The 23,808-nt window shown below is 72.6% G+C and carries 8 protein-coding genes; 4 read left to right on the forward strand and 4 right to left on the reverse strand.

The window, feature by feature from the left end; translation table 11 throughout:
• Window positions 1-75 precede the first annotated feature (75 nt).
• Complete coding sequence (locus D6270_RS14820) at window positions 76-11,040, reverse strand: type I polyketide synthase (protein ID WP_109164961.1); 10,965 nt, start codon at window positions 11,038-11,040, stop codon at window positions 76-78.
• Window positions 11,041-11,464: 424 nt separating this feature from the next.
• On the opposite strand from D6270_RS14820, the gene D6270_RS14825 reads away from it, so the two are divergent.
• The 4 genes from D6270_RS14825 to D6270_RS14840 all read left to right on the forward strand — a co-directional run bounded on the left by D6270_RS14825 (window position 11,465) and on the right by D6270_RS14840 (window position 16,258).
• The gene (locus D6270_RS14825) at window positions 11,465-11,701 is read left to right on the forward strand and encodes a phosphopantetheine-binding protein (protein WP_109164960.1); all 237 of its coding nucleotides are present in this window, start codon (window positions 11,465-11,467) and stop codon (window positions 11,699-11,701) included.
• 58 nt (window positions 11,702-11,759) lie between these two features.
• The gene (locus tag D6270_RS33070) at window positions 11,760-12,794 is read left to right on the forward strand and encodes a helix-turn-helix domain-containing protein (protein ID WP_225976852.1); all 1,035 of its coding nucleotides are present in this window, start codon (window positions 11,760-11,762) and stop codon (window positions 12,792-12,794) included.
• Between the two features lie 98 nt (window positions 12,795-12,892).
• Window positions 12,893-14,494 carry an AMP-binding protein gene (locus D6270_RS14835; protein WP_109164959.1) on the forward strand — a complete coding sequence of 534 codons (1,602 nt, stop codon included), beginning with the start codon at window positions 12,893-12,895 and terminating at the stop codon, window positions 14,492-14,494.
• Window positions 14,495-14,602: 108 nt separating this feature from the next.
• On the forward strand, window positions 14,603-16,258 hold the full coding sequence (locus D6270_RS14840) for an MFS transporter (protein ID WP_109164958.1): 1,656 nt from the start codon (window positions 14,603-14,605) through the stop codon (window positions 16,256-16,258).
• An 88-nt stretch (window positions 16,259-16,346) separates the two neighbouring features.
• Here the strand turns inward: D6270_RS14840 and D6270_RS14845 are convergent, their stop codons facing one another.
• The 3 genes from D6270_RS14845 to D6270_RS14855 form a co-directional block, all read right to left on the reverse strand.
• Window positions 16,347-17,102, reverse strand: coding sequence for a TetR/AcrR family transcriptional regulator (locus D6270_RS14845; protein WP_202419549.1), 756 nt, complete (start codon window positions 17,100-17,102; stop codon window positions 16,347-16,349).
• A 145-nt stretch (window positions 17,103-17,247) separates the two neighbouring features.
• Entirely contained in the window at window positions 17,248-18,453 is a 1,206-nt protein-coding gene (locus D6270_RS14850) for an NAD(P)/FAD-dependent oxidoreductase (RefSeq protein WP_109164957.1), read from the reverse strand.
• Window positions 18,454-18,481: 28 nt separating this feature from the next.
• Window positions 18,482-23,806 (reverse strand): type I polyketide synthase, encoded by a 5,325-nt coding sequence (locus D6270_RS14855; protein ID WP_413251964.1) that lies wholly within the window; start codon window positions 23,804-23,806, stop codon window positions 18,482-18,484.
• Between the last annotated feature and the right edge of the window lie 2 nt (window positions 23,807-23,808).

Below are 23,808 nucleotides of genomic sequence, written 5' to 3' on the forward strand. Positions count from 1 at the left end.
CTTGTCCTGGGTCGCCGCCATCTTCATCCCAACCAATCTCAGAGCTTCGGCTTCCGTCAGTCGTCCGGTCGGGTGCTAGCCGAGCCCGATCTCCTGGTCCAGTGCCTCGAACAGTTCGTCGTCGCTGACGGAGCCGAGGTCCTCGTCCGGTACGGCCTCGGTCGTGCCGTAGCCGTGGGTGTCACGCCAGCGGCGCAGCAGCGCCTCCAGCCGTGAGGTGATCCTGAGCCTGTCCGCCGCGTCGGGGGTCGCGGCGGTGAGGCCCGTGTCGAGTTGGTCGAGCATCCCGAGCAGGGCCCGGTTCGCGTCGGCCGTGGCGTCGTGGTCGTTCTCGCCGTCCTGGCCGATCTCCCCGTCCAGGAAGTCCGCGACCGCGCGCGAGTCGGGGTGGTCGAAGACGAGGCTGGCGGGGAGGGCGAGGCCGGTCACCGCGCCCAGCCGCCTGCGCAGTTCGACGGCCGCGAGCGAGTCGAAGCCCAGTTCCCGGAAGGGCCGGTCGGTGCCCACGGCCTCCGCGGAGGCGTGGCCGAGGAGCCCCGCCACCTGGGAGGTGACGACATCGAGGAGGATGCGGGCCCGCTCGGGAGCCCCGCGTCCGGCCAGCCTCCGCCGCAGCTCCGCGCCCGAGCCGGGGCCGCGGGCCCCGGTCCGTACCGCCGAGGGCACGAGGGACGCGAGGACGGGCGGCAGCCGGTCCGCCTGGGACCGCAGGGCGCCCTGGTCGAGATGGAGCGGGTACACCACCGGCTCCGTACCGCGCAGCGCCTCGTCCAGCAGGGCGGCGCCCCGGTCGGCGGGCAGCGGTGGCAGGCCCAGGGCCGCCAGCTGGTGCCGGGTCGCCTCCGACGTGCCGTCCGCCTCCCAGGGACCGACGGCGAGCGAGGTGGCGGGCAGTCCGAGGCCGTGGCGATGCCGGGCGAGGGCGTCGAGGAAGGTGTGGGCGGCGGCGGAGGCGGACGCCCCGGCGCCGTGCACGAGCCCGTCCGATCCGGAGAGCATCACGAACACCAACGGCCCTGTGTCGCGGGTGAGTTCGTGCAGGTGCCAGGCGGCGTCGGCTGCCGGGCGCAGGACCTCCGACAGTCGCTCGGGGGTCTGGTCGGTGATCGGCGCGTGGGGCCCGGTGGGGGCCGTGTGGATGACCCCGGTCAGCGGCCGGTCGGCGGGGATCTGGGCGAGGAGGGCGGCGAGCGCGTCCCGGTCGGCCGGGTCGACGGCGCTGAGGGTGACCTCCGCGCCGAGGACGCCGAGCCCGCCGAGCACACCCGGGCCGTCGGTGCCGGCGGGCCCGTCGGCGTTGTGCCCGTCGCCGTCGGGGGCGTCCGCTGCCGGGGCGGCGCCGGTGACCAGCAGATGGCGTACGCCGTGGACCGTGACCAGGTGCCGGGCGAGGACCGCGCCCGCCCCGGTCGCACCGCCGGTCACCAGGACCGTCCCACGCGCCAGGTCGGGCGGTGTGCCGTCGCCGGGGACCGCCTTCACGAGCCGGGGCAGGTACACCGTGCCCGCCCGGACGACGAGGTCGTCGGCTCCGGTGGCGAGCGCCTCGGGCACGGCCCTGGCGGACGCCTCCGTGTCGTCGAGGTCCAGCAGGACGAACCGGTCGGGGTGCTCGCTCTGCGCGGCCCGCACCAGACCCCGCAGAGCGGCCCGGTGTACGTCGGCCTCAGTGACGGGTGCTCCGGCGGGACCGGCAGGACCGGCGAGAGGGGCGGGGCCGGCGGGACCGGCCGGAGGGGCTGTACCGGCGGGACCGGTGGCCTGCCTGGTGACGACGGCCAGCTTCGTCGCGGTGTCGCCGTCGCCCACGAGCAGCCGCCGCACCCGGCCGAGGGCGTCGGCGAGGTGTTCACGTACCGCCGTGAGGACCTCGGCCGGGCCGTCCGGGACCTGCCACAGCAGGAAGTCCACCGGGCCGTCGGGGTCGTCCGGGCCGTCGGGGGCGTAGGCGGGGAAGGGCAGGGCGGGTACGGCGTCGCCGTCCGTGCGGACGACCGGGCGCACCGCGCTGTCCGGGGCGGCGGCCGTGTCGTACGCCGTCCACTCCACCCGGTACAGCGCGCCCGCGGGTTCCCCCACCGTCAGCTCGGCCGTGGTGACCGGGCGGCAGGTGACCTCCTCCACCGTCAGGACGGGGTTGCCGAGGGTGTCGGCGATGTCCAGCGACAGGGTCGCCTCGCCGGTGGCCCTCGCCCGTATCCGCACCTCGGGGGCGCCGGGGCCGTGGACGGTGACGCCGGTCCAGCGGGCGGAGACCCGCGCGCCGTCCCGGGCACCGGCGAGCAGGTCGATCCGGGTGGCGGCGTCCAGCAGCGCGGGATGGACGAGGAAGTCCCCGCCCGCCGTCCCGCCGCCTTCCGACGCCTCGTCCACGGCCACCGTGTCGTCCACGGCGGACACGCCGTACCCTGCGGCGACGCCGACCACGGCGGCCTCGGCGAAGAAGGTGTCGCCGAGCCGCCATGCCGAGCGGACGGTGCGGAACGCGGGGCCGTAGGCGTTGCCGGCGGCGAGCAGCGCCTCGTACACCTCGTCGGGGTCGGCGGGGAGGGCACCGGGCGGTGGCCAGCTCTCCGCGGCGGCCACCGGCGGCGGTCCGGCCGGGGAGAGGACACCACGGGCGTGGAGCGTCCAGGGCAGTTCGGGACCGTCGGCGGGGCGGGCGTAGACACCGACCGCCCGGCGGTCCTCGTCGTCGGGTGCGCCGACGGTCACCCGCAGCTCACGGTCCGCGTCGGCGGGCAGCGGCAGCTGGGCCTCCACGGTCAGGGTGTCCAGCCGGGGGCATCCGGTCTCGGCCCCGGCACGCAGGGCGAGTTCGACGAACGCGCTCGTCGGCAGGGCGACGGTGCCCAGCAGGTCGTGGTCGGCCCACCAGGGCTGATCGGCGAGGGAGAGCCTGCCGGTGAGGACGGCGGCACCGGTGTCGGGTGAGGTCACGAAGGCGCCCAGCAGCGGGTGGTGGGCGGCGGTGAGCCCCATGGCGGCGGGATCGGTGCCGGTGCGGGCGCCGCGCGCCCAGAAGGGCTCACGCCGGAACGCGTACGTCGGCAGATCGATCCGCCGCGCGCCGCTGCCGGCGTAGAACTCCCGCCAGTCGACCGGGACATGGCGGGTGTGCGCGAGGGTCAGCGCGGTGACGGCCTCGGTGGGCTCTTCACGTTCGCGGCGGGCCAGCGGCAGGAACGCGGCCTCCGCCGTGTCGGGCAGGCAGGCCGGGCCGAGGGCGGACAGGACGGCGTCCGGGCCGACTTCGAGGTAAGTGGTGACGCCCGCGCCGTGCAGGGTCCGCATGCCGTCGGCGAACCGGACGGCCTCACGGACGTGCCGCACCCAGTGGCCGGGGTCGGCGAGCTCCTCGGGGGTGACGATCCGGCCGGTCAGGTTCGACACGACGGGTACGGCCGGCGCGCTGACGGTGATCTCCGCGGCGACCCGGGCGAACTCCGCCAGCATCGGTTCCATGAGCGGCGAGTGGAAGGCGTGCGAGACCCGCAGCCGCTTTGTGGGGCGGCGCAGGGCGGCGAAGTGGTCGGCCACGGCCTGGACGGCGTCGGCGGCACCGGACACGACGACCGCCTCCGGTCCGTTGACGGCGGCGACGGCCGCCCGGTCCCCGCACTCCGCGAGCAGTGGGAGCACCTCGTCCTCCGCCGCCCGTACGGCGATCATCGCGCCGCCCTCGGGCAGTGCCTGCATGAGCCGGCCGCGCGCGGCGACCAGCTTCGCGGCGTCCGCGAGGGTGAGGGCCCCCGAGGTGTGGACGGCGGCGATCTCCCCGACGGAGTGCCCGGCCAGCAGGTCGGGGTGGACGCCCCAGGACTCCAGGAGCCGGAACATCGCCACCTCGAAGGCGAACAGGCCGGCCTGGGTGTACTCGGTGCGGTGGAGCGCGCGCTCGTCGCCGCTGACGATCGCGCCGAGCGGCCGGTCGAGGTGGGGGTCGAGGGCGGCGAGCGCGGCGTCGTGGGCGGCGGCGAAGGCGGGGAAGGCCTGGCGCAGGCCGTCGCCCATCCCGACGCGCTGCGCACCCTGCCCGGAGAAGAGGAACGCGGTGAGCCCGGCGGGCGCGGCCGTGCCGCCGACGCTCGCGGTGAGGCCGGCCAGCTCCCGCAGGGCCCGGGCGCGGTCGGTGACGACGAGCGCGGCCCGGTGGGCCATCGCCGTCCGGGTGGTGGCCAGCGAGAAGCCGACATCGCGGACGTCGGCCTCCGGCCGCTCCGTGAGGTGCGCGAGGAGCCGCCCGGCCTGACGTGCGAGGCCCTCGGGGTCACGCGCCGACAGCAGCCACGGTACGGGGGTGGGGACGGGTACGGGGGACGTCCCGGGACCGCCTTGGGTGCCCTGGGTGCCCTGGGTGCCCTGGGCGTCTTGGCCGTCCTGAACCCCCTGAACCCCCTGGCCGTCCTGGCCGACGCTCTCCTGGGAGGCGGCGGTCTCCCGGACGGCGAGGGCAGCGGCGGCCGGGATGGCCACCGGAGCGGCGGGCGCCTCGATGATCACGTGCGCGTTGGTGCCGCTGATGCCGAACGACGAGATCCCGGCCCGGCGCGGGCGTCCGGTCTCCGGCCACTCCTGGGCGGCGGCCAGCAGGGCGACATCTCCCGCCGTCCAATCCACCTGGGGCGACGGCTCGTCCAGGTGCAGCGACCTCGGCAGGACTCCGTGCCGCATCGCCTCCACCATCTTGATCACTCCGGCGACGCCCGCGGCGGCCTGGCTGTGCCCGATGTTGGACTTGACCGAGCCGAGATAGAGCGGGCGGCCCGCCGGACGTTCCTGGCCGTACGTGGCGAGGACCGCCTGCGCCTCGATCGGGTCGCCCAGGGTGGTGCCGGTGCCATGGGCCTCCACGGCGTCGACGTCGGCGGGGGCCAGCCCCGCGTGGGCGAGCGCCTGCCGGATGACGCGCTGCTGGGACGGGCCGTTGGGGGCCATGAGCCCGTTGCTCGCGCCGTCCTGGTTGACGGCGCTGCCGCGCAGCACGGCCAGGACGGGGTGGCCCAGGCGCCGGGCGTCGGAGAGCCGCTCGACGACGAGGACGCCGACGCCCTCGGACCAGGCGGCGCCCTCGGCGGCGGCGGAGAACGAGCGGCACCGGCCGTCGCGGGAGAGCCCCCGCTGCCGGGAGAACTCGATGAACGTCTCCAGCGTCGACATGACCGTCACCCCGCCGACCAGCGCGGTGGGGCACTCGCCGGACCGTACGGCCTGGGCGGCCAGGTGCAGGGCGACCAGCGACGACGAGCAGGCGGTGTCCACCGTCAGGGACGGGCCTTCGAGCCCGAGGGTGTACGACACCCGCCCCGAACCGAGCGAACCTGCCGCGCTGTTGCCCGCGTAGTCGTGGTACATGATCCCGGCGAAGACGCCGGTCCTGGTGCCCTTCAGGGACGCCGGGTCGATACCGGCCCGCTCCAGTGCCTCCCACGCGACCTCCAGGAGCAGCCGGTGCTGGGGGTCGGTCGTCCGGGCCTCGTTGGGGCTGATGCCGAAGAAGCCGGGGTCGAACTCGGCCGCGTCGTGCAGGAATCCACCGTGCCGTACGTAGCACTTGCCGGGCTTCCCGGGCTCGGGGTCGTAACTGCCCGCGAGGTCCCACCCACGGTCGCGCGGGAACTCCGTGATGGCGTCGACCCCCTCGTCCACGAGCCGCCACAGGTCCTCGGGGGAGCGCACGCCACCGGGATAGCGGCAGGCCATCGACACGATGACGACCGGGTCGTCGGTGTCGCCCGCCGGGTCCGTCGCCGCTGCCGCGCCCTCGCCGGGGGCGGTGTCGCGCTCACCGGCGAGCAGGTCGTCGAGGTGGTCGGCGACGGCGCGGGTGTTGGGGTGGTCGAAGACGAGGGTGGACGGCAGCCGCAGTCCGGTCACGGAGGTGAGCTGGTTGCGCAGTTCGGTCGCGGTGAGGGAGTCGAAGCCGAGCTCGGTGAAGGCCCGGTCGGGCTCGACGCCGGCGGCGGTGCCGTGCCCGAGCACCACGGCTACCTGGGCGCGGACCAGCTCCAGCAGGGCGCGCGACCGTTCCTTCGGGGCCAGCCCGGCCAGCTCGTCGATCACCGCGGGGGCGCCGGAGGCAGCCGCCGCGGCGGCGCGCGGCCGGGGCCGCACCAGGCCGGAGAAGAGGGACGGCAGCGTGTCCGGCGCCGCCCGCAGAGCGGCCAGGTCCAGGCGGACGGGCAGCAGGCAGGGGACGTCGGTGGCGAGGGCGGCGTCGAGGAGGGCCAGGCCCTGTTCCGGGGTGAGCGGTTCGACGCCGGAGCGGCTCATGCGCCGCAGGTCGGTACCGGCGAGGGTGCTCGCCATGCCGTCGCCGTCGGCCCACAGCCCCCAGGCGAGGGACCGGGCCGGCAGGCCGAGCGCCGCGCGGTGGGCCGCCAGGGCGTCCAGGAAGGCGTTGCCCGCCGCGTAGTTGGCCTGGCCGGGGTTGCCGAGGGCGCCCGCGACGGACGAGAAGAGCACGAAGGCGGAGAGGTCCAGGTGGCAGGTCAGCTCGTGCAGGTTCCATGCGGCGTCGGCCTTCGCCCGCAGCACGGCGGCCAGTCGTCCGGGGGTCAGCGAGCCGATCGTGGCGTCGTCCAGCACCCCCGCGCAGTGCACGACGGCGCTGGGCCGGTGCCGCTCCACGAGGGCGGCGGCCGCCTCGCGGTCGGCCAGGTCGCAGGCGGCGAGGGTCACCTCGGCGCCCAGAGCCGCCAACTCCTCGCGCAGCGCCCCGGCACCGGGTGCGTCGGCGCCGCGCCGGCCGGCCAGGACGAGGTGCCGGACGCCGTGCCGGGTGACGAGATGGCGGGCCACCAGAGCGCCGAGCGTGCCGGTCCCGCCGGTGAGGAGCACGGTGCCGTCGACGGGCCCGTACGGGGAAGAGGACGCGGCGACCGGTTCGCCGTGGCCCTCGCCGTCCGCCGGGGGCGCGGCCGGGACGCGGGTCAGCCGAGGGGCCCACAGAGCGCCGTTCCGTACGGCGGTCTCCGCCTCGCCCGAGGCGACGAGCGCGACCACGTCGACCCCCGCTCCCGCGCCCACCCCCGTAACGGTGTCGGTCAGGAGGATCCGCCCCGGGTTCTCCGCCTGGGCGGCCCGGACCAGCCCTCGTACCGCGGCCCCCGCCAGATCGGTGACGTCCTCGCCGGGCAGGGCGACCGCGCCGTGGGTGACGACGAGCAGCCGGGACGCGGCGAACCGCTCGTCGGCCAGCCACTCCTGGAGCACCCCGAGGGCCTCGGCCGTCGCGGTCCGCGCACCGGCCGCCGCATCGGCGGACGATGTGGGGCTGTGCCACACCAGAACGGCCGACTCCCGGGCCGCTTCGGTCCCTTCGCGGTCGTGCCAGGCCACCACGGGGCCGGTCCAGGACGCCTGGCCGACCGGCGCGGGCACCCAGGTGACGGAGTACAGCGCACCCCGGGGGGCCTCCTCGGTCCACCGCTCCACGGCGACCGGCCGGGAGACGAGGGAGGCGACCGAGAACACCGGCCGGCCCGTCACGTCCGCGCCGGTGACGGCGATGCTGTCGGTGCCGGACGGCACGATCCGCACGCGCAGCCGGGTGGCGCCGACGGCGTGGACGCGGACCTGCTGCCAGGCGAAGGGGAGCAGGGTCCCCCGCGCGTCTCCGGAGGACGCCGTCCCGCCACCGTGCTCGGCGTCGTCCGGCGTCTCGGCCAGAAGGGTGCCGTGCAGGGCCGCGTCCAGCAGGGCCGGGTGGAGGTCGAAGCGCTCCGCGTCGGCGTGCGCGGACTCCGGGAGCGCCACCTCCGCGTACGTCTCGTCGCCCCGGCGCCAGACGGCCGTGAGGCCCCGGAAGGCCGGCCCGTAGTCGTAACCGAGGGCGAACAGCCGGTCGTACGCACCGTCGAGGGCGACGGGGACAGCGCCCTCCGGCGGCCAGGCCGCCGTGCCGGCCGGGGGCTCGGCCGACAGCGGCGCCCCTGGGACGACCACGCCCTCGGCGTGCAGGGTCCAGGGCGTCTCGTCGCCGATGGCCTCGGGCCGCGCGTACACGGCTACGCTCCGCGCCCCGGCGGCGTCCTCGGTGCCGACCCGGACACGCAGGCGCACCCCGCCGTGCGGGGGGAGCACCAGCGGTGCGCGCAGGGTGAGCTCATCGAGTACGTCACAGCCGAACTCACCGCCCGCACGCAGCGCCAGGTCGACCAGACCAGCGCCGGGGAAGAGGACGGTCTCCCCCATCCGGTGGTCGCCGAGCCAGGGTTGGGCCTCTACGGACAGCCGCCCGGTCAGGACGAGCCCACCGCTGTCCGGAAGCGTCACGGACGCGCCGAGCAGGGGGTGATCAGCCGTGTCGAGACCGAGCGCCTCGGGGTCCGCTCCGGCGCGCTCAGGGAGAAGCCAGTACCGCTGGTGCTGGAAGGCGTACGTGGGCAGGTCGACCCGCCGGGCGCCGGTGCCGGTGTAGTACGCGGCCCAGTCGACCCGTACGCCACTGACGTGCAGCCGGGCGAGCGCCGACACCGTCGTCGTAACCTCCGCACGTCCCTTACGCACCAACGGCACCAACACCGCCGCATCCGAGGTCACCGACTGCTGCGCCATCCCGCTCAGCACACCATCCGGGCCGATCTCCACATACGAGAGGACGCCACGCGCTTCGAGATGACTGACGCAGTCCGCGAACCGCACCGCCTCGCGGACGTGCCGCACCCAGTACCCGGCCGTCGCGACCTCCGAGGACACCTCACCCGTGACACCCGACACCAACGGGACCTTCGGGGCACTGAACGACAGCCCGGAGACGACCTTCTCGAACTCCGCGAGCATCGGCTCCATCAAAGGCGAATGGAACGCGTGCGAGACCCGCAGACGCGAGGACTTCCGCCCCTGCGCCGTGAATACTTCCGCGATCTTCGCCACCGCATCCTCGACGCCCGAAACCACCACCGAACGCGGCCCGTTCACCGCAGCGATACTCACCAAATCGGACAACAGCGGCATGACCTCGGCTTCCGTCGCCTCCACCGCCACCATCGCGCCACCCTCAGGCAACGCCTCCATCAACCCACCACGCGCCACGATCAGTTGAGCCGCATCAGAGAGGGAGAACACCCCCGCCACGTGCGCGGCGGCGATCTCGCCCACCGAGTGCCCGGCCAGGAAGTCCGGCCGCACACCCCAGGACTCCGCCAGCCGGAACAGCGCCACCTCCACCGCGAACAACGCCGGCTGCGCCATCCCCGTACGATTCAACGCATCTTCGTCCGCACCCCAGATGACCTCCTGCAGCGAGCGACCCAAGTGCACGTCCACCGCAGCGAGCACGGCGTCGAACGCCTCCGCGAACACCGGATACGCCTCGTACAGCTCACGGCCCATCCCCAACCGCTGCGCGCCCTGACCCGTGAACAGGAACGCCGTCTCACCGGCCGAACGGCCCACACCCCGAACCGCGTTCGCCGCCGAATCGCCCCGGGCCAGCGCCCGCAGGCCCGCCACCAGCTCCGTACGGTCCCCCGCCGTCACCACCGCACGATGCTCCAGCACCGCACGCGACACCACCGACGAGAACCCCACATCCAACAACGACAGTTCCGCGCCGTCCTTCTCCACCAGCGCCAACAGCCGCTCGGCCTGAGCCGACAGCGCGACATCGCTGCGCCCCGACAGCACCACCGGCACCACCACCGGCGGCACCGCGGCCCCCACCGGCACATCAACCTCCGGGGCCTGCTCCACAATCACGTGCGCGTTCGTCCCACTCAGCCCGAACGACGACACACCCACCCGACGCGGACGCCCACGCTCAGGCCACGCACGCGCCTCCGTCAGCAGCTCAACCGCACCCGCCTCCCAGTCGACGTGAGGTGAACGCGTCCCCGCGTGCAGCGTCTTCGGCATCACACCGTGCCGGATCGCCTCCACCGCCTTGATCACACCGCCCACACCTGCGGCGGCCTGCGTATGCGCCAGATTCGACTTCAGCGACCCCAGCCACACCGGATCATCCTCCGGACGACCCTGCCCATACGTCGCCAACACCGCCTGCGCCTCGATCGGATCACCCAGACGCGTCCCCGTACCGTGTGCCTCCACCATGTCGACATCCGTGGCGGTCAGTCCGGCGCTCTCCAACGCGGCCCGGATGACCCGCTGTTGCGACGGTCCGTTCGGTGCCGTCAGGCTGCTGGAGGCGCCGTCCTGGTTGACCGCGCTGCCCCGGACGATCGCGAGGACCGGGTGGCCGTTCTTCCGGGCGTCCGACAGACGCTCCACCAGCAGGACACCGACCCCCTCCGAGCAGCCCGTACCATCCGCCTCCGCCGCGAAGGACTTGCACCGGCCGTCCGCCGCCATCCCCCGCTGATGACTGAAGTAGAGGAACATGTCCGGCTCCGTCATCACCGTCACACCGCCCACCAGCGCCAGCGAGCACTCGTCCGACCGGAGTGCCTGGCCGGCGAGGTGCAGGGCGACCAGCGACGAGGAGCAGGCGGTGTCGACCGTCAGGGACGGGCCTTCGAGGCCGAGGGTGTAGGACACCCGGCCCGAGACGAGGCTGCCGCCCGTGGTGGCCGCGGCCTCCGTGCCCAGGCCGTAGTCGTGGTACATCAGGCCGGCGAAGACGCCCGTACGGCTGCCACGCAACGACAACGGGTCGATACCCGCCCGCTCCACCGCCTCCCACGACACCTCAAGAAACAACCGCTGCTGAGGATCCATCCCCAACGCCTCACGCGGCGAGATACCGAACACCTCAGCATCAAAATCACCCGCGTCGTACAGAAACCCACCCTCACGCGTCACCGAACGATCAGGACGCCCACCCACCGGGTCATACAACCCCTCGACATCCCACCCACGATCCACCGGAAACCCCGACACACCATCCCGACCCCCAGCAACCAACTCCCACAAACCCTCAGCCGACCGCACCCCACCCGGATAACGACACGCCATCCCCACGATCGCCAACGGCTCGTCGCCCGCCCTGCGTTCCGCTGCGGCGAGCCTTTTGCGCAGCTCCCGCAGATCGGTGGTGGCTCGGCGTAGATATTCGAGAAGCTTTTCCTCGTTGCTCACCGAGCACACCTTTCTGAAGTCGCGATGTCACAGCGGGCCGTGGGTCCCGGAACAGCCGGGGAGGGCCGAGCTCCGAAAACCCGGAAGAAAGACCCGGACAGCTGGGAAAACTACGGCTGTCGCGCCTTGTCTGCCCACCCCTGAGTCGGCCGGGGGACCCCGCAAAACCGGCTCGTCCCCACCCCAGCCCACCCCAGCCCCGGGGCCGCCACGGACCGGGGCCGGGGGCGGCCCGGACCCAGGCACCTCACCGGTCAACGGCTTTGACCTGGGCGTACGTTCACGGGCCGGGCGGAGGCGCGTCGCTTCGGCGTGCCTTAGGGGGCCGCCACCCCAGGCGATAGGGGTACTGGCCGAGGGCGTTGTCCACTAGCGTCGGCGGCCGGAAAAGGACAGCGGCGTACGCATCGAAACCGGAGTCATCATGTGGGATGAGCAGTTCGAGGTTCTTCTGCGGAAGCAGCTCTCTTTTCTGCCCCCGGACGAAGAGATCCAGGGCGGCATGGAACTGCGCGATTACGGCCTGGATTCACTCGGCACGATCGAGTTGCTGTCCGGTCTGGAAACCGCCTACGACATACGTTTCCGGGATGAGGCACTGACGCTGGAGACGTTCCGGACGCCGGACGTCCTCTGGAAGACCGTGCAGAGCCTTCGCTGAAGCCGGCGGCACGAGGGCGGGCTCAGGGGCAGGGACGGGACGGGGGACGGGGACGGCGATGAACTCCACGTCGGTGTTGCGGCTCCGCGCGGGCGACCACGCCCGGCTGGAGGCGCTGACCCGGATGTCCACCGCGCCCGCCGCGCTGGTGCGGCGGGCACGGATCATCCTGCTCGCCGCCGGAGGCGTCTCGAACACCGAGGTCGCCGCCCGGCTGGGCGTGTCCCGGCAGACCGTGATCAAGTGGCGCACCCGGTACGCCGAGGACGGCCTGGAGGCGCTGGGCGATCTGCCACGGCCCGGCAGGCCCGGCGTGGTCGACGAGGTCACCGTCCTGGTGGCCACGCTCGCCGACGGCGGACGGCCGCCCGCACGGCTGGCGGCCCCCCGCTGGTCCTCCCGGCTGCTCGGCGCCGAGCTGGGGCTCGCGCACTCCACCGTCGCCAAGGTGTGGCGCAAGTGGGGTGTGCGGCCGCATCTGCCGGACGCGTACCGCTTCCCCACCGTGCCCCGGCTCGCGCCGGGCGTCCACGGCGTGGTCGGCGTACTCCTCGCGCCGCCGTGGAACACGGTGGTCGTCAGGACGGGTGAGCAGACGCCCCGAGGCCTGGACGATCCCACGTTCCCGCACGGTGACGACGGGGTGCGCACCGGGTACGCCGGCGGCCCCGTACGGGGCCGTACGCCGGTCGGACCCGCGTTCCCGGCCCACGCGCCCGGAGCGTCGTCCTCGGTCCACGCGGCCGGGGCCGCACCTCTGCCCCTCGCCCCCGGAGCCGCTCCCCCGCCCCACGCGCCGTTCCTGGCGTTCCTGGACCGCACCGTCAGGCTGCACCCGCACCCCCGGCTGTCCGTCGTCGTCGACAGCAGGGCGGCCGGAGGCTCCCCCGAGGTCCGCGCCTGGCTGGCGGCCAACCCCCGGGTCAGCCTCCACCTCAACCCGGCGTTCTGCCCCTGGTCGACACTTGCCGACGTCCTCCTGGGCGTCAGCGGCCGGCAGAGGCTCCCGCACGACCCCTACGAGTCCGCGGCACCCGCACCCGTACCCGCGCACCGCGCACGCGGGCCGCGTCCGGCCGCCGCCGTCTTCTGAGCCGTTCCCGCACGGACCTGTCCCGGGGACGGACACCGCCCACGGGGCGCGGACCCCGCGCCCTCACCGTCCCTCCTCTACCTCCCCGGGGCTCCACCATGGACCAGACGTCGTCGTACGCCCTTCACCACCGGTTCCTGCGCGGCCTCGCCCGCTCGCCGTACGGCACCGCCGTCAGCGCAGCCGGGACCACGCTCACCTACCGGGAACTCCACGACCAGGCGCTGACCTGGGCGGGTTCGCTACTCGCCCGCCTGCCCGCACCGCCCAAGGCGGTCGGTGTGCTGGTGGGCAAGGGCGTCGAGGCGTACACCGGCATCCTCGCCTGCCTCTACACCGGGGTGACGATGGTGCCGTTGCAGCCCGGCTTCCCGGCCCTCAGGACCCGGCAGATGATCGAGGCGGCCGGGGTGGAGGCCCTGATCGTGGACACCGCGTCGGCCCCGGCGCTGGAGCGGCTGCGGGCGGAGGGGGTCGACCTGCCCGTACTGATGCCCGGGGCCCCCGGGACCGGCGGCGGGCCGACGACCTCGCCGGACAGCACACGGGACATCACACCGAATACCGCTCAGGACACCGTGCCCGAACCGGCATTGCGGTTGGCGGAGCCGCGGCCCGTCGCCGCCGACGACGTCGCGTACGTCCTGTTCACATCCGGGTCGACGGGCCGCCCGAAGGGGGTGCCCGTCACCCACGCGAACACCGCGCACTACTTCGGACTGCTGGACGCCCGCTACGACTTCGGTCCGCAGGACGTCTTCTCGCAGAACTTCGACCTCAACTTCGACTGCGCCATGTTCGACCTGTTCTGCGCCTGGGGTGCGGGCGGGACGCTGCTCGCGGTGACACCGGACGCCTATCTCGGCCTGCCCGCCTTCGTCGCGGAGCACGGCGTCACCGTGTGGTTCTCGACGCCCAGCGCGATCGCCCTGGTGCGGCGTACGGGCGGGCTGGCGCCCGGGGCGATGCCCTCGGTGCGCTGGAGCTTCTTCGCGGGCGAGGCGGTCACCTGCCAGGACGCCCAGGACTGGCAGGCGGCGGCGCCCGGGTCGGCGGTGGAGAACCTGTACGGGCCGACCGAGCTGACCATCACCGTGACCCGCCACCGCTGGTCGCCCGAGCACTCGCCGCGGATCGCCGTGGCCGGGGTGATGCCGATCGGCGAGGTGCACGCGGGCCACGCCTGGCTGCTGCTCGGCGCCGACGGTACGCCGGATGGGAAGGAGGGCGAACTCTGCGTGGCCGGACCGCAGCTGACGGCCGGTTATCTGGATGCGGCGGACGACACCGGCAGGTTCCTGGAGCGGGACGGCGAGCGCTTCTACCGGACGGGGGACCGGGTGCGCCTGGCCGAGGGCGGCGACCTCCTCTATCTGGGCCGGATGGACCAGCAGGTGCAGGTGCGTGGTGTACGGGTCGAGTTGGCCGAGGTGGACGAGGCGTTGCGCGCCTGCCCCGGGGTGCTGGACGCCGTGGCCGTGGCGCTGCCGTCGGGCCAGACCGTGGAACTGGCCGCCTTCCACACCGGTCGGCCGGTGGCGCCCGTCGCCCTCGCCCGCGAGCTGAGCCGGACGCTGCCGCGCGCCGTGATCCCCCAACACCTCTTTCACGTAGGGGAGTTCCCCCTCAACTCCAACCGGAAGATCGACCGCAGAACGCTCGTCCGGTGGGCCGAGGAAAGGCTCGGAAGAGACCACTGAGGGAGCACCTCCCTCTTCGAAGAGTACGTGACACGCGTATGCGTACTTGATACGCTCAGCGTGTTGCGTACTCATCAGGTACGCCAGGAAAGGACATGGACTCTTGCCATGACAGACATCAGGCCCAAGGCAGGTACCAAGGAGTGGCTCGGCCTCGTGGTGATCGTGCTGGTCACCCTGCTGATCGCCATCGACATCTCGGTACTGGGCTTCGCCATCACGCCGGTCAGTGAGGCGCTCAAGCCGAGTGCCACCCAATTGCTGTGGATCATGGACATCTACAGCTTCGTCCTGGCCGGTGCCCTGATCACCATGGGGTGGATCGGCGACCGTTTCGGCCGGCGCAAACTGCTGATCATCGGTGCGCTGGTGTTCGGCGCCGCCTCGGCGCTCGCGGCCACCGCCGACAGCGCGGTGGTCCTGATCGGCGCACGGGCGCTGCTCGGCCTCGGTGCGGCGACGCTGACGCCCACGTCGCTGGCCCTGATCCGCAACATGTTCCAGGACTCTGCCCAGCGCAAGACCGCCATCGCCGCCTGGGGCGGCACCCTGGCCACGGGCGCGGCGATCGGCCCCGTGGTCGGAGGGCTGCTGCTCAACAACTTCTGGTGGGGCTCGGTCTTCGTCATCAACACCCCGGTGATGGTGCTGGTGTTGATCCTGGCGCCGATCCTGCTGCCGGAGCGGCGCGACCTGAACCGCGGGAAGCTGGACGTGCTGGGCGCGCTCCTGTCGATCGCGGGCATCATGGCGTTCATCTACGGTCTCAAGGAACTGGTCGTGGACGGCTACAGCCAGAGCGCGGCCGTGTACGCGGCGGTGGGCGCGGTCCTGCTGATCGGGTTCGTGCAGCGGCAGCGGATGACGTCGCACCCGCTGATCGACGTGGCACTGTTCCGCTACAGCGGCTTCGTGGGCGCGATCATCACGAACCTGATGGTGATGTTCTCCTTCATGGGCATCAGCATCCTGACCAACCAGTACCTCCAGGTGGTCCTGGGTATGACCCCGTTCAAGGCGGCGCTCTGGTCCATCTGCGTCATGCCCGGCATCGGCATCGCGGTCGCCTTGGTCGGCGCGTTCTCCCGCAAGGTCAAGCCGGTGTACCTGGTCGGCGCCGGCATGCTGGTGATGGCGGTCGGTTTCGGAGTGATCAGCACCCTCACGGTGGAGTCCAACGTCGCCGTGCTGCTGGTCGGCGTAGGCCTGATGGCCGGCGGTATGACCGCCTCGAAGACCCTGACCGCCGAGATCGTCGTGACCTCGGCGCCCAAGGAGCAGGCCGGGGCGTCGACGGCGACCTCGGAGACGTTCACCGAGTTCGGCAGCGCCTTCGGGTTCGCCGTCATCGGCAGCATCGGCTCGGCGATCTACCGGCACGACATGGCCGCCGCCTCGCTGCCCGGGCTCGACGGCGAGGCGCTGGAAGCGGTACGCAACACGATCGGCGGGGCGGCGACCGTGGCCGCGCGGCAGCCGGGAACGCTCGGCTCCCAGCTGATGGACACCAGCCGTGAGGCGTTCACCCACGGGCTCCAGGTCGCCGCGCTCTCCGGCGCGGCCGCCATGGTCGTGGTCGGCGCCCTCGTGGTCTTCCTGCTCCGCAACGTGCCCGTCGAGACCGAGAAGCCCGTCGACCCGATGGAGCTCGGCGACTACGAGACCACCCCCGACAGCACCGGCCCGGACAGCTCCCGGAAGGCCGGGGCCGGGGCCGGGTCCCTGTCGGTCGCGGGCGGAGGAACGGGCGCTGTTGCCGGCTGATCCGGCCGTGCCGGTCGGCACACCTGAAGGGGGCTGGTCCCCCGCCCCGGAGTCCGGGGCGGGGGACCAGCCCCCTTCGGCCTGTGTGTCAGGTCAGGGGCTTCTCGCCGTCGCGGATCCGGACCAGCACCTCGACCCCGTCCAGGACCCGCTGGAGGCCGAACGTGAAGTCGTCGTCGGGCTCCTCGAAGGCGCCCGCCTCGACCAGCTCGGCGATCGCCGGGAACGTCTCGGGATCGGCGTACTTGGCCAGGGCACGGCCGTAGTGGGCCATGAGGTCGGCGTCGCTGATGCCCTGGTCGGACACGCCCACGGACAGCTGCACGTTGTTGCGTACGTAGCCGATCATCAGCATCATCACGGCCAGCTTCTCGTCCGGCCGCAGGCTGGTGGCGGAGAGCGTGCCGAGCCCGCACTCCAGCCAGCTGAGCTGCCCCGGCTCCAGCGGGGGGCCGCTCACCGAGATCTGGAGCATCCACGGATGCCGCCGGAACACCTCCTGGAACGCCCGCGCCCAGCGTTCGAGCCCGGTGCGCCAGTCGGCGGTGTCGATGCGCGGCGGGGTGCCGTACGCCATGTCCAGCATCAGCTGCTGGAGTTCGTCCTTGCTGGTCACATGCCGGTAGAGCGACATGGTCGCGAAGTCGAGGCGCTTGGCGACACGCGCCATCGACAGGGCGGCCAGCCCGTCGGCGTCCACGCACTCGATCGCGGCCGTCACGATCCGCTCCACGGTCAGCCCGGTCCTGACGGTGCGCTGCTGGCGGCTGCGCAGGCTCCACAGCACCTCGATGCTGTGCGGCAGAGCGACATCTCCCGTACCGGTGCCGTCGTCAGTCGTCATAAGGTGCTCACCTTCGTGGATGCAGGGCCGTGCGTATCACGCACGCAGAGAATATGCTATACACGCTGCCGTAGCCCGCCCCCGACAGCCCGGAAAAGCCCGGCGCGCGGGGATGCTACGCCCTACCGGCCCGGTCCGCACGGCCTCAGGCACCGGCGGTGGCGGCGGCCGCGAACTCCGCGGACGACCCACCGAGGAACTGCCGGCAGCGACGCAGGCCACGGGCGCTGTTCCAGCCGACGGCGCCGACGAGCCTCCCGCCCCGGTGGTACGCGGCGACGAACTCCCGGTCCTGGGGGGAGCCGCTGACGATCTCGGTACGCGCGTCGGGCGGGCACCAGCCGATCGTGGAGATCTTCATGTCGAACTGGTGCGTCCAGCCGAACGGGACGGGCGCGTACGGGCGCAGGGCGTCACCGGCGGCCAGCAGGTTGCCGACGACCGCCATGGCCTGCTGTCCGGCGTTGGTGCGCTGCTCCAGCCGTACGCGTTCGCCGTCGAGGGCGGGGTGCGGCCAGTTGGCGACGTCCCCGGCCGCCCACACACCCGGGGCGGCCCGGCAGTGGGCGTCGCAGAGGATTCCGTCGCCGAGGTTGAGGCCGGAGCCGGCGAGCCAGTCGACGGCGGGCACGGAGCCGATCGCCGTCACGACCAGCTCGGCGGGTATCTCGGTGCCGTCGTCGAGGAGCACCGAGCGCACCCGCCCCCCGTCGTCGGCGAGCCCCACCGCCTTCGCGCCGAGCCGCAGCCGTACGCCGTGGTCCCGGTGGAGGCCCGCCACGTACGCACCGACCTCGGGTCCGACCTGAGCCAGCAGCGGCACGGGCTCGGGGGCGATCAGGGTGACATCGAGCCCGAACGCCCGCGCGTTGGCCGCGATCTCGGAGCCGAGGAAGCCGGCGCCGACCACGGCGACCCGGGGGCGGGCGGCCAGCTCGGCGCGGAGCCGTACCGCGTCGTCGAGGGAGCGCAGCACATGCACCCCGTCGACCCCCTCGGCCCACGGCAGGCGGCGCGGACGGAGCCCGGTCGCGATGACCGCGGCGTCGTAGGGGAGTTGTTCCCCCGTGTCGAGTGTGACGGTACGGGCCGCCCGGTCCAGCGCGGTCGCCCGGCGGCCGAGCCGCAGATCGGCGTCGACCGCGGCGAGCGCGTCGGGCCGGCGCAGCCAGGTCTGCTCAGGCTCCCACCCCTCGGCCAGGAAGTCCTTGGACAGCGGAGGGCGGTCGTACGGCAGGTGGACCTCGTCGCCGACGAGCGTCACCGCCCCCTCGTACCCCTTGCTCCGCAACGTCTCCACCGCGGTCAGCCCCGCGGCCGCCGCCCCCACGACGACAACCCTCTTCAGCACAGTCGCTCCTCGTTCGCTCGATGGCCACTCATGCCAGGGGTCCGGTGTCACGGTCGGGTCCGAGGTCACCGTCGAGTCCGGTGCCGCCGTCGAGTCCGGTGTCACCGCCGAGGAGGTCGCCGTCGAGAAGATCGAACAGCTCGTCCGCGGTCGCCGTGCTCAGGTCGTCGTCGGGGACCCGGTCGCCGAACAGGACGCGGCTCAGGTGCGCGGCGAGATCGGTGGCCGAGGGGTAGTCGAAGATCAGCGTCGGGGCCAGCCGGCTGCCGGTGACAGCGGTGAGCCGGTTGCGCAGTTCGAGCGCCGTCAGCGAGTCGAAGCCGATGTCGAGGAAGCCGCGTTCGGCGTCCACCGCCTCGGGTCCGGCGTGGCCGAGGACGGCCGCCGCGTGCGTCCGCACGAGGTCCAGCAGAGCCCGGTCCCGTTCGGCATCGCCGAACGCGGAGAGCCGGGCGGTCAGCGCGGCCGGGTCGGTCCCGTTGCTGCGGGCGCGCCCCGCCGCACGGTCCCCGGTACGCACCATGTCGCGCAGCAACGCGGGCAGTTCCTCGGACCTGGCCCGCAGGGTGGGGACATCCACGGCGAGGGGGACCAGGGCGGGGAGCCCGGAGTGGAGCCCGGCGTCGAAGAGGGCGAGTGCTTCCTTCGAGTCGAGTGCGGGCAGCCCCCGGGCCGCCATCAGCCGGCTGTCCTCGTCCAGGGACCCGGTCAACCCGGTCTCCACGTCCCACAGGCCGTAGGCGAGGGAGGTGGCGGGCAGCCCCCGCGCCCGGCGATGCACCGCCAAAGCGTCCAGGAACACGTTCGCCGCCGCGTAGTTCGCCTGACCCGCAGCCAGCACCATCCCGCCCGCCGACGAGAACATCACGAAGAAACCAAGATCCAGCTCCCGTGTCGCCTCGTGGAGATACCAGGCTCCGTCCGCCTTCGGGCCCAGGACCCGATCCAGCCGGGCCGCATCCATCGACGCGATCAGGCCGTTGTCACCTACGCCGGCCGCGTGCACCACACCGGCCAACTGACCTGCCAAACCGGCCACCAGAGCCACCACGGCGTTGCGGTCGGCCATGTCGCAGGCCGCTACGGAGACCTCGGCGCCCAGCCCGGACAGCTCGGCCACCAACTCTTCCGCTCCCGGGGCTGCCAGGCCACGGCGGCTGGTCAGCACCAGACGGCGTACACCCCGCTCGGTGACCAGATGCCGGGCCACCAAGGCGCCCAGGCCACCGGTACCGCCCGTCACCAGCACCACGCCATCAGAACGAACATCGCTTACGGATGCTTCGGAAGGGCTCACCCGCACCAGCCGAGGCACCACCACCCCGCCGCCACGCAACGCCGCCTCCGGCTCACCCGACGCCACCACCCACCCCAGCCCGGACAAACCATCCGAGTCCGGGTCCATGTCCGGGTCCCCGTCCACCAGCACCACACGCCCCGGATGCTCCGCCTGAGCCGCACGCACCACACCCCACACCGGAGCCTGACCCAGCACCACACCCAAACCGGTACCGGTACCAGCGTCCACAGCACCCCGGGTCACGATCACCAACCGCGACCCCGCACACCGCTCATCCGCAAGCCAGTCACGCACGACGTCCAACACAGCCCCAGCACACGACCGCACAGCATCCGGCACATCACCCGAGGCATCCGCAACCTCGAACACCACCACCCCAGGAACATCCCCAACCGCAGGCACATCCCCCCAACGCACCCACGAAGACGGACCACTGCTCGGCCCCGTCAACGGACGCCACACCACCTCCCACAACGACTCCCCCACACCCGCACCCAACTGCTCCACCGACACCGGACGCAGCGTCAGACCACCCACCGACGCCACCGGCGCACCCGCACCATCCGCGATCGTCAGGGACAGGCTGCTGCCCTCCTGCCGGGACAGCCGCACCCTCAGGGTGCGAGCGCCGACGGCGTGGAGGGAGACGTCGGACCAGGAGAAGGGCAGTTCGGTCGGCTCGTCGCCGGTGATGTGGTCGCCGACGCCCAAGGCGTGCATGGTGGCGTCCAGCAGGGCGGGGTGCAGCCCGAACCGCTCCGCGTCCGCATGCGCGGACTCCGGCAGCGCGACCTCGGCGAACACGTCGTCGCCGCGCCGCCAGACGGACCGCAGCCCCTGGAAGGCGGGGCCGTAGTCGTACCCCTGCCGGGCGAGCAGGTCGTAGGCGTTGTCCACGCGTACTTCGGTCGCCCCGGCGGGGGGCCACACATCAAGCCCGGTGGGCTCCGGCTCGGGTCCGTCGGCACTGAGGACGCCTTCGGCATGCAGGGTCCACGGAGTGTCCACGGGGGTGTTCTCCGGACGGGAATGGACCCGGAGGGTGCGGCATCCGGTGTCGTCGGCGGTGCCCACCGCGACCTGAAGCGCCACTCCTCCCCGCTCCGGCAACACCAACGGAGCCTGCAACGTCAGCTCCTCCACCACACCACAGCCGACCTCATCACCCGCCCGCACCGCCAACTCCACAAACGCCGTCCCCGGCAGCAACACCCTCCCCAGCACCGCATGATCGGCCAGCCACGGCACACCATCGACCGACAACCGACCCGTCAGCAGCACCCCACCCGCATCCGGCAACGACACCACCGCACCGACCAGCGGATGATCCACCACCCCCTGCCCCACACCCACCACACCAGAGCCACCACCACCCGACTCCAACCAGAACCGCCGCCGCTGAAACGCATAGGTAGGCAGATCAACCCGCCGAGCCCCCGTGCCCGCGTAGCACGCCGCCCAATCGACCCGTACGCCACTGACGTGCAGCCGGGCGAGCGCCGACACCGCCGTCGTAACCTCCGCACGCCCCTTACGCACCAACGGCACCAACACCGCCGCATCCGAGGTCACCGACTGCTGCGCCATCCCACTCAACACACCATCCGGGCCGACCTCCACATACGAGAGGACGCCGCGCGCTTCAAGGTGGCTGACGCAGTCCGCGAACCGCACCGCCTCACGCACATGCCGCACCCAGTACCCGGCCGTCGCGACCTCCGATGACACCTCGCCCATGACACCCGACACCAACGGAATCATCGGGGCACTGAACGACAGCCCCGAGACGACCTTCTCGAACTCCGCGAGCATCGGCTCCATCAACGGCGAATGGAACGCGTGCGACACCCTCAGACGCGACGACTTCCGCCCCAGCGCCGTAAACGCGTCCGCAACCTTCACGACAGCGTCCTCCACGCCCGAAACCACCACGGAGCGCGGCCCGTTCACCGCAGCGATACTCACCGAATCCGACAGCAGCGGCATGACCTCGGCCTCCGTCGCCTCCACCGCCACCATCGCGCCACCCCCAGGCAACGCCTCCATCAACCCACCACGCGCCACCACCAGTCGAGCCGCATCCGCAAGCGAGAACACCCCCGCCACATACGCCGCAGCGATCTCCCCCACCGAGTGACCCGCCAAGAAGTCCGGCCGCACACCCCACGACTCCACCAACCGGAACAGCGCCACCTCCACCGCGAACAACGCCGGCTGCGCCACCCCCGTACGATTCAACGCATCCTCGTCCGCACCCCAGATGACCTCCCGCAACGAACGACCCAAGTACACGTCCACCTCGGCGAGTACAGCGTCAAACGCCTCCGCGAACACCGGATACGCCTCGTACAGCTCACGGCCCATCCCCAACCGCTGCGCACCCTGACCCGTGAACAAGAAGGCTGTCCGCCCCGAGCGCGCCACACCCCGCACCGCGCTCGCCGACACCCCGCCCTCCACCAGCGCCCGCAGGCCCGCCACCAGCTCCGTACGGTCCCCCGCCGTCACCACCGCACGGTGCTCCAGCACCGCACGCGACACCACCGACGAGAACCCCACATCCAACAACGAGACGTCCGCGTCACCCTCCTCCACCAACGCCAACAACCGCTCCGCCTGCGCCGACAGAGCCGCCTCACCCCGCGCCGACAACACCACCGGCACCACCACCGGAGGCACCGCGGCCCCCACCGGCACATCAACCTCCGGGGCCTGCTCCACAATCACGTGCGCGTTCGTCCCACTCAGCCCGAACGACGACACACCCACCCGACGCGGACGCCCACGCTCAGGCCACGCACGCGCCTCCGTCAGCAGCTCAACCGCACCCGCTTCCCAGTCGACGTGAGGTGAACGCGTCCCCGCGTGCAGCGTCTTCGGCATCACACCGTGCCGGATCGCCTCCACCGCCTTGATCACACCGCCCACACCCGCGGCAGCCTGCGTATGCGCCAGATTCGACTTCAGCGACCCCAACCACACCGGATCACCCTCCGGACGCCCCTGCCCATACGTCGCCAACACCGCCTGCGCCTCGATCGGATCACCCAGACGCGTCCCCGTACCGTGCGCCTCCACCATGTCGACATCGGCGGTGGTGAGGCCCGCGTCGGCCAGTGCCGCGCGGATGACGCGTTGCTGCGAGGGGCCGTTGGGGGTGGTCATGCCGCTGGAGGCGCCGTCCTGGTTGACCGCGCTGCCCCGGACCACCGCGAGGACCGGGTGACCGTTCCGCCGGGCGTCCGACAGACGCTCCACCAGCAGGACACCGACCCCCTCCGAGCAGCCCGTACCGTCCGCCTCCGCCGCGAAGGACTTGCACCGGCCGTCCGCCGCCATCCCCCGCTGATGACTGAAGTAGAGGAACATGTCCGGCTCCGTCATCACCGTCACACCGCCCACCAGCGCCAGCGAGCAGTCGCCCCGGCGCAGGGACTGTCCCGCCCAGTGCAGGGCGACCAGCGATGACGAGCACGCCGTGTCCACGGTGACGGCGGGGCCTTCGAGGCCGAGGGTGAAGGCGACGCGGCCGGTGACGAGGCTGCCGTCACTCGATCCGGGGCCGTAGTCGTGGTACATCAGGCCGCCGAAGACGCCCGTACGGCTGCCACGCAACGACAACGGGTCGATACCCGCCCGCTCCACCGCCTCCCACGACACCTCAAGAAACAACCGCTGCTGAGGATCCATCCCCAACGCCTCACGCGGCGAGATACCGAACACCTCAGCATCAAAATCACCCGCGTCGTACAGAAACCCACCCTCACGCGTCACCGAACGATCAGGACGCCCACCCACCGGGTCATACAACCCCTCGACATCCCACCCACGATCCACCGGAAACCCCGACACACCATCCCGACCCCCAGCAACCAACTCCCACAAACCCTCAGCCGACCGCACCCCACCCGGATAACGACACGCCATCCCCACGATCGCCAACGGCTCCCCGGCGTCCTCGGTCAGCTGGTCGTTGCGGCTGCGGAGGCGCTCGTTCTCCGACATGGCCGCGCGGAGGGCGGCGACGAGTTGCTCGACAGATGCTTCCACGATGT

It is taken from the genome of Streptomyces griseus subsp. griseus, assembly GCF_003610995.1.
In the GTDB taxonomy this organism is placed as follows: domain Bacteria; phylum Actinomycetota; class Actinomycetes; order Streptomycetales; family Streptomycetaceae; genus Streptomyces.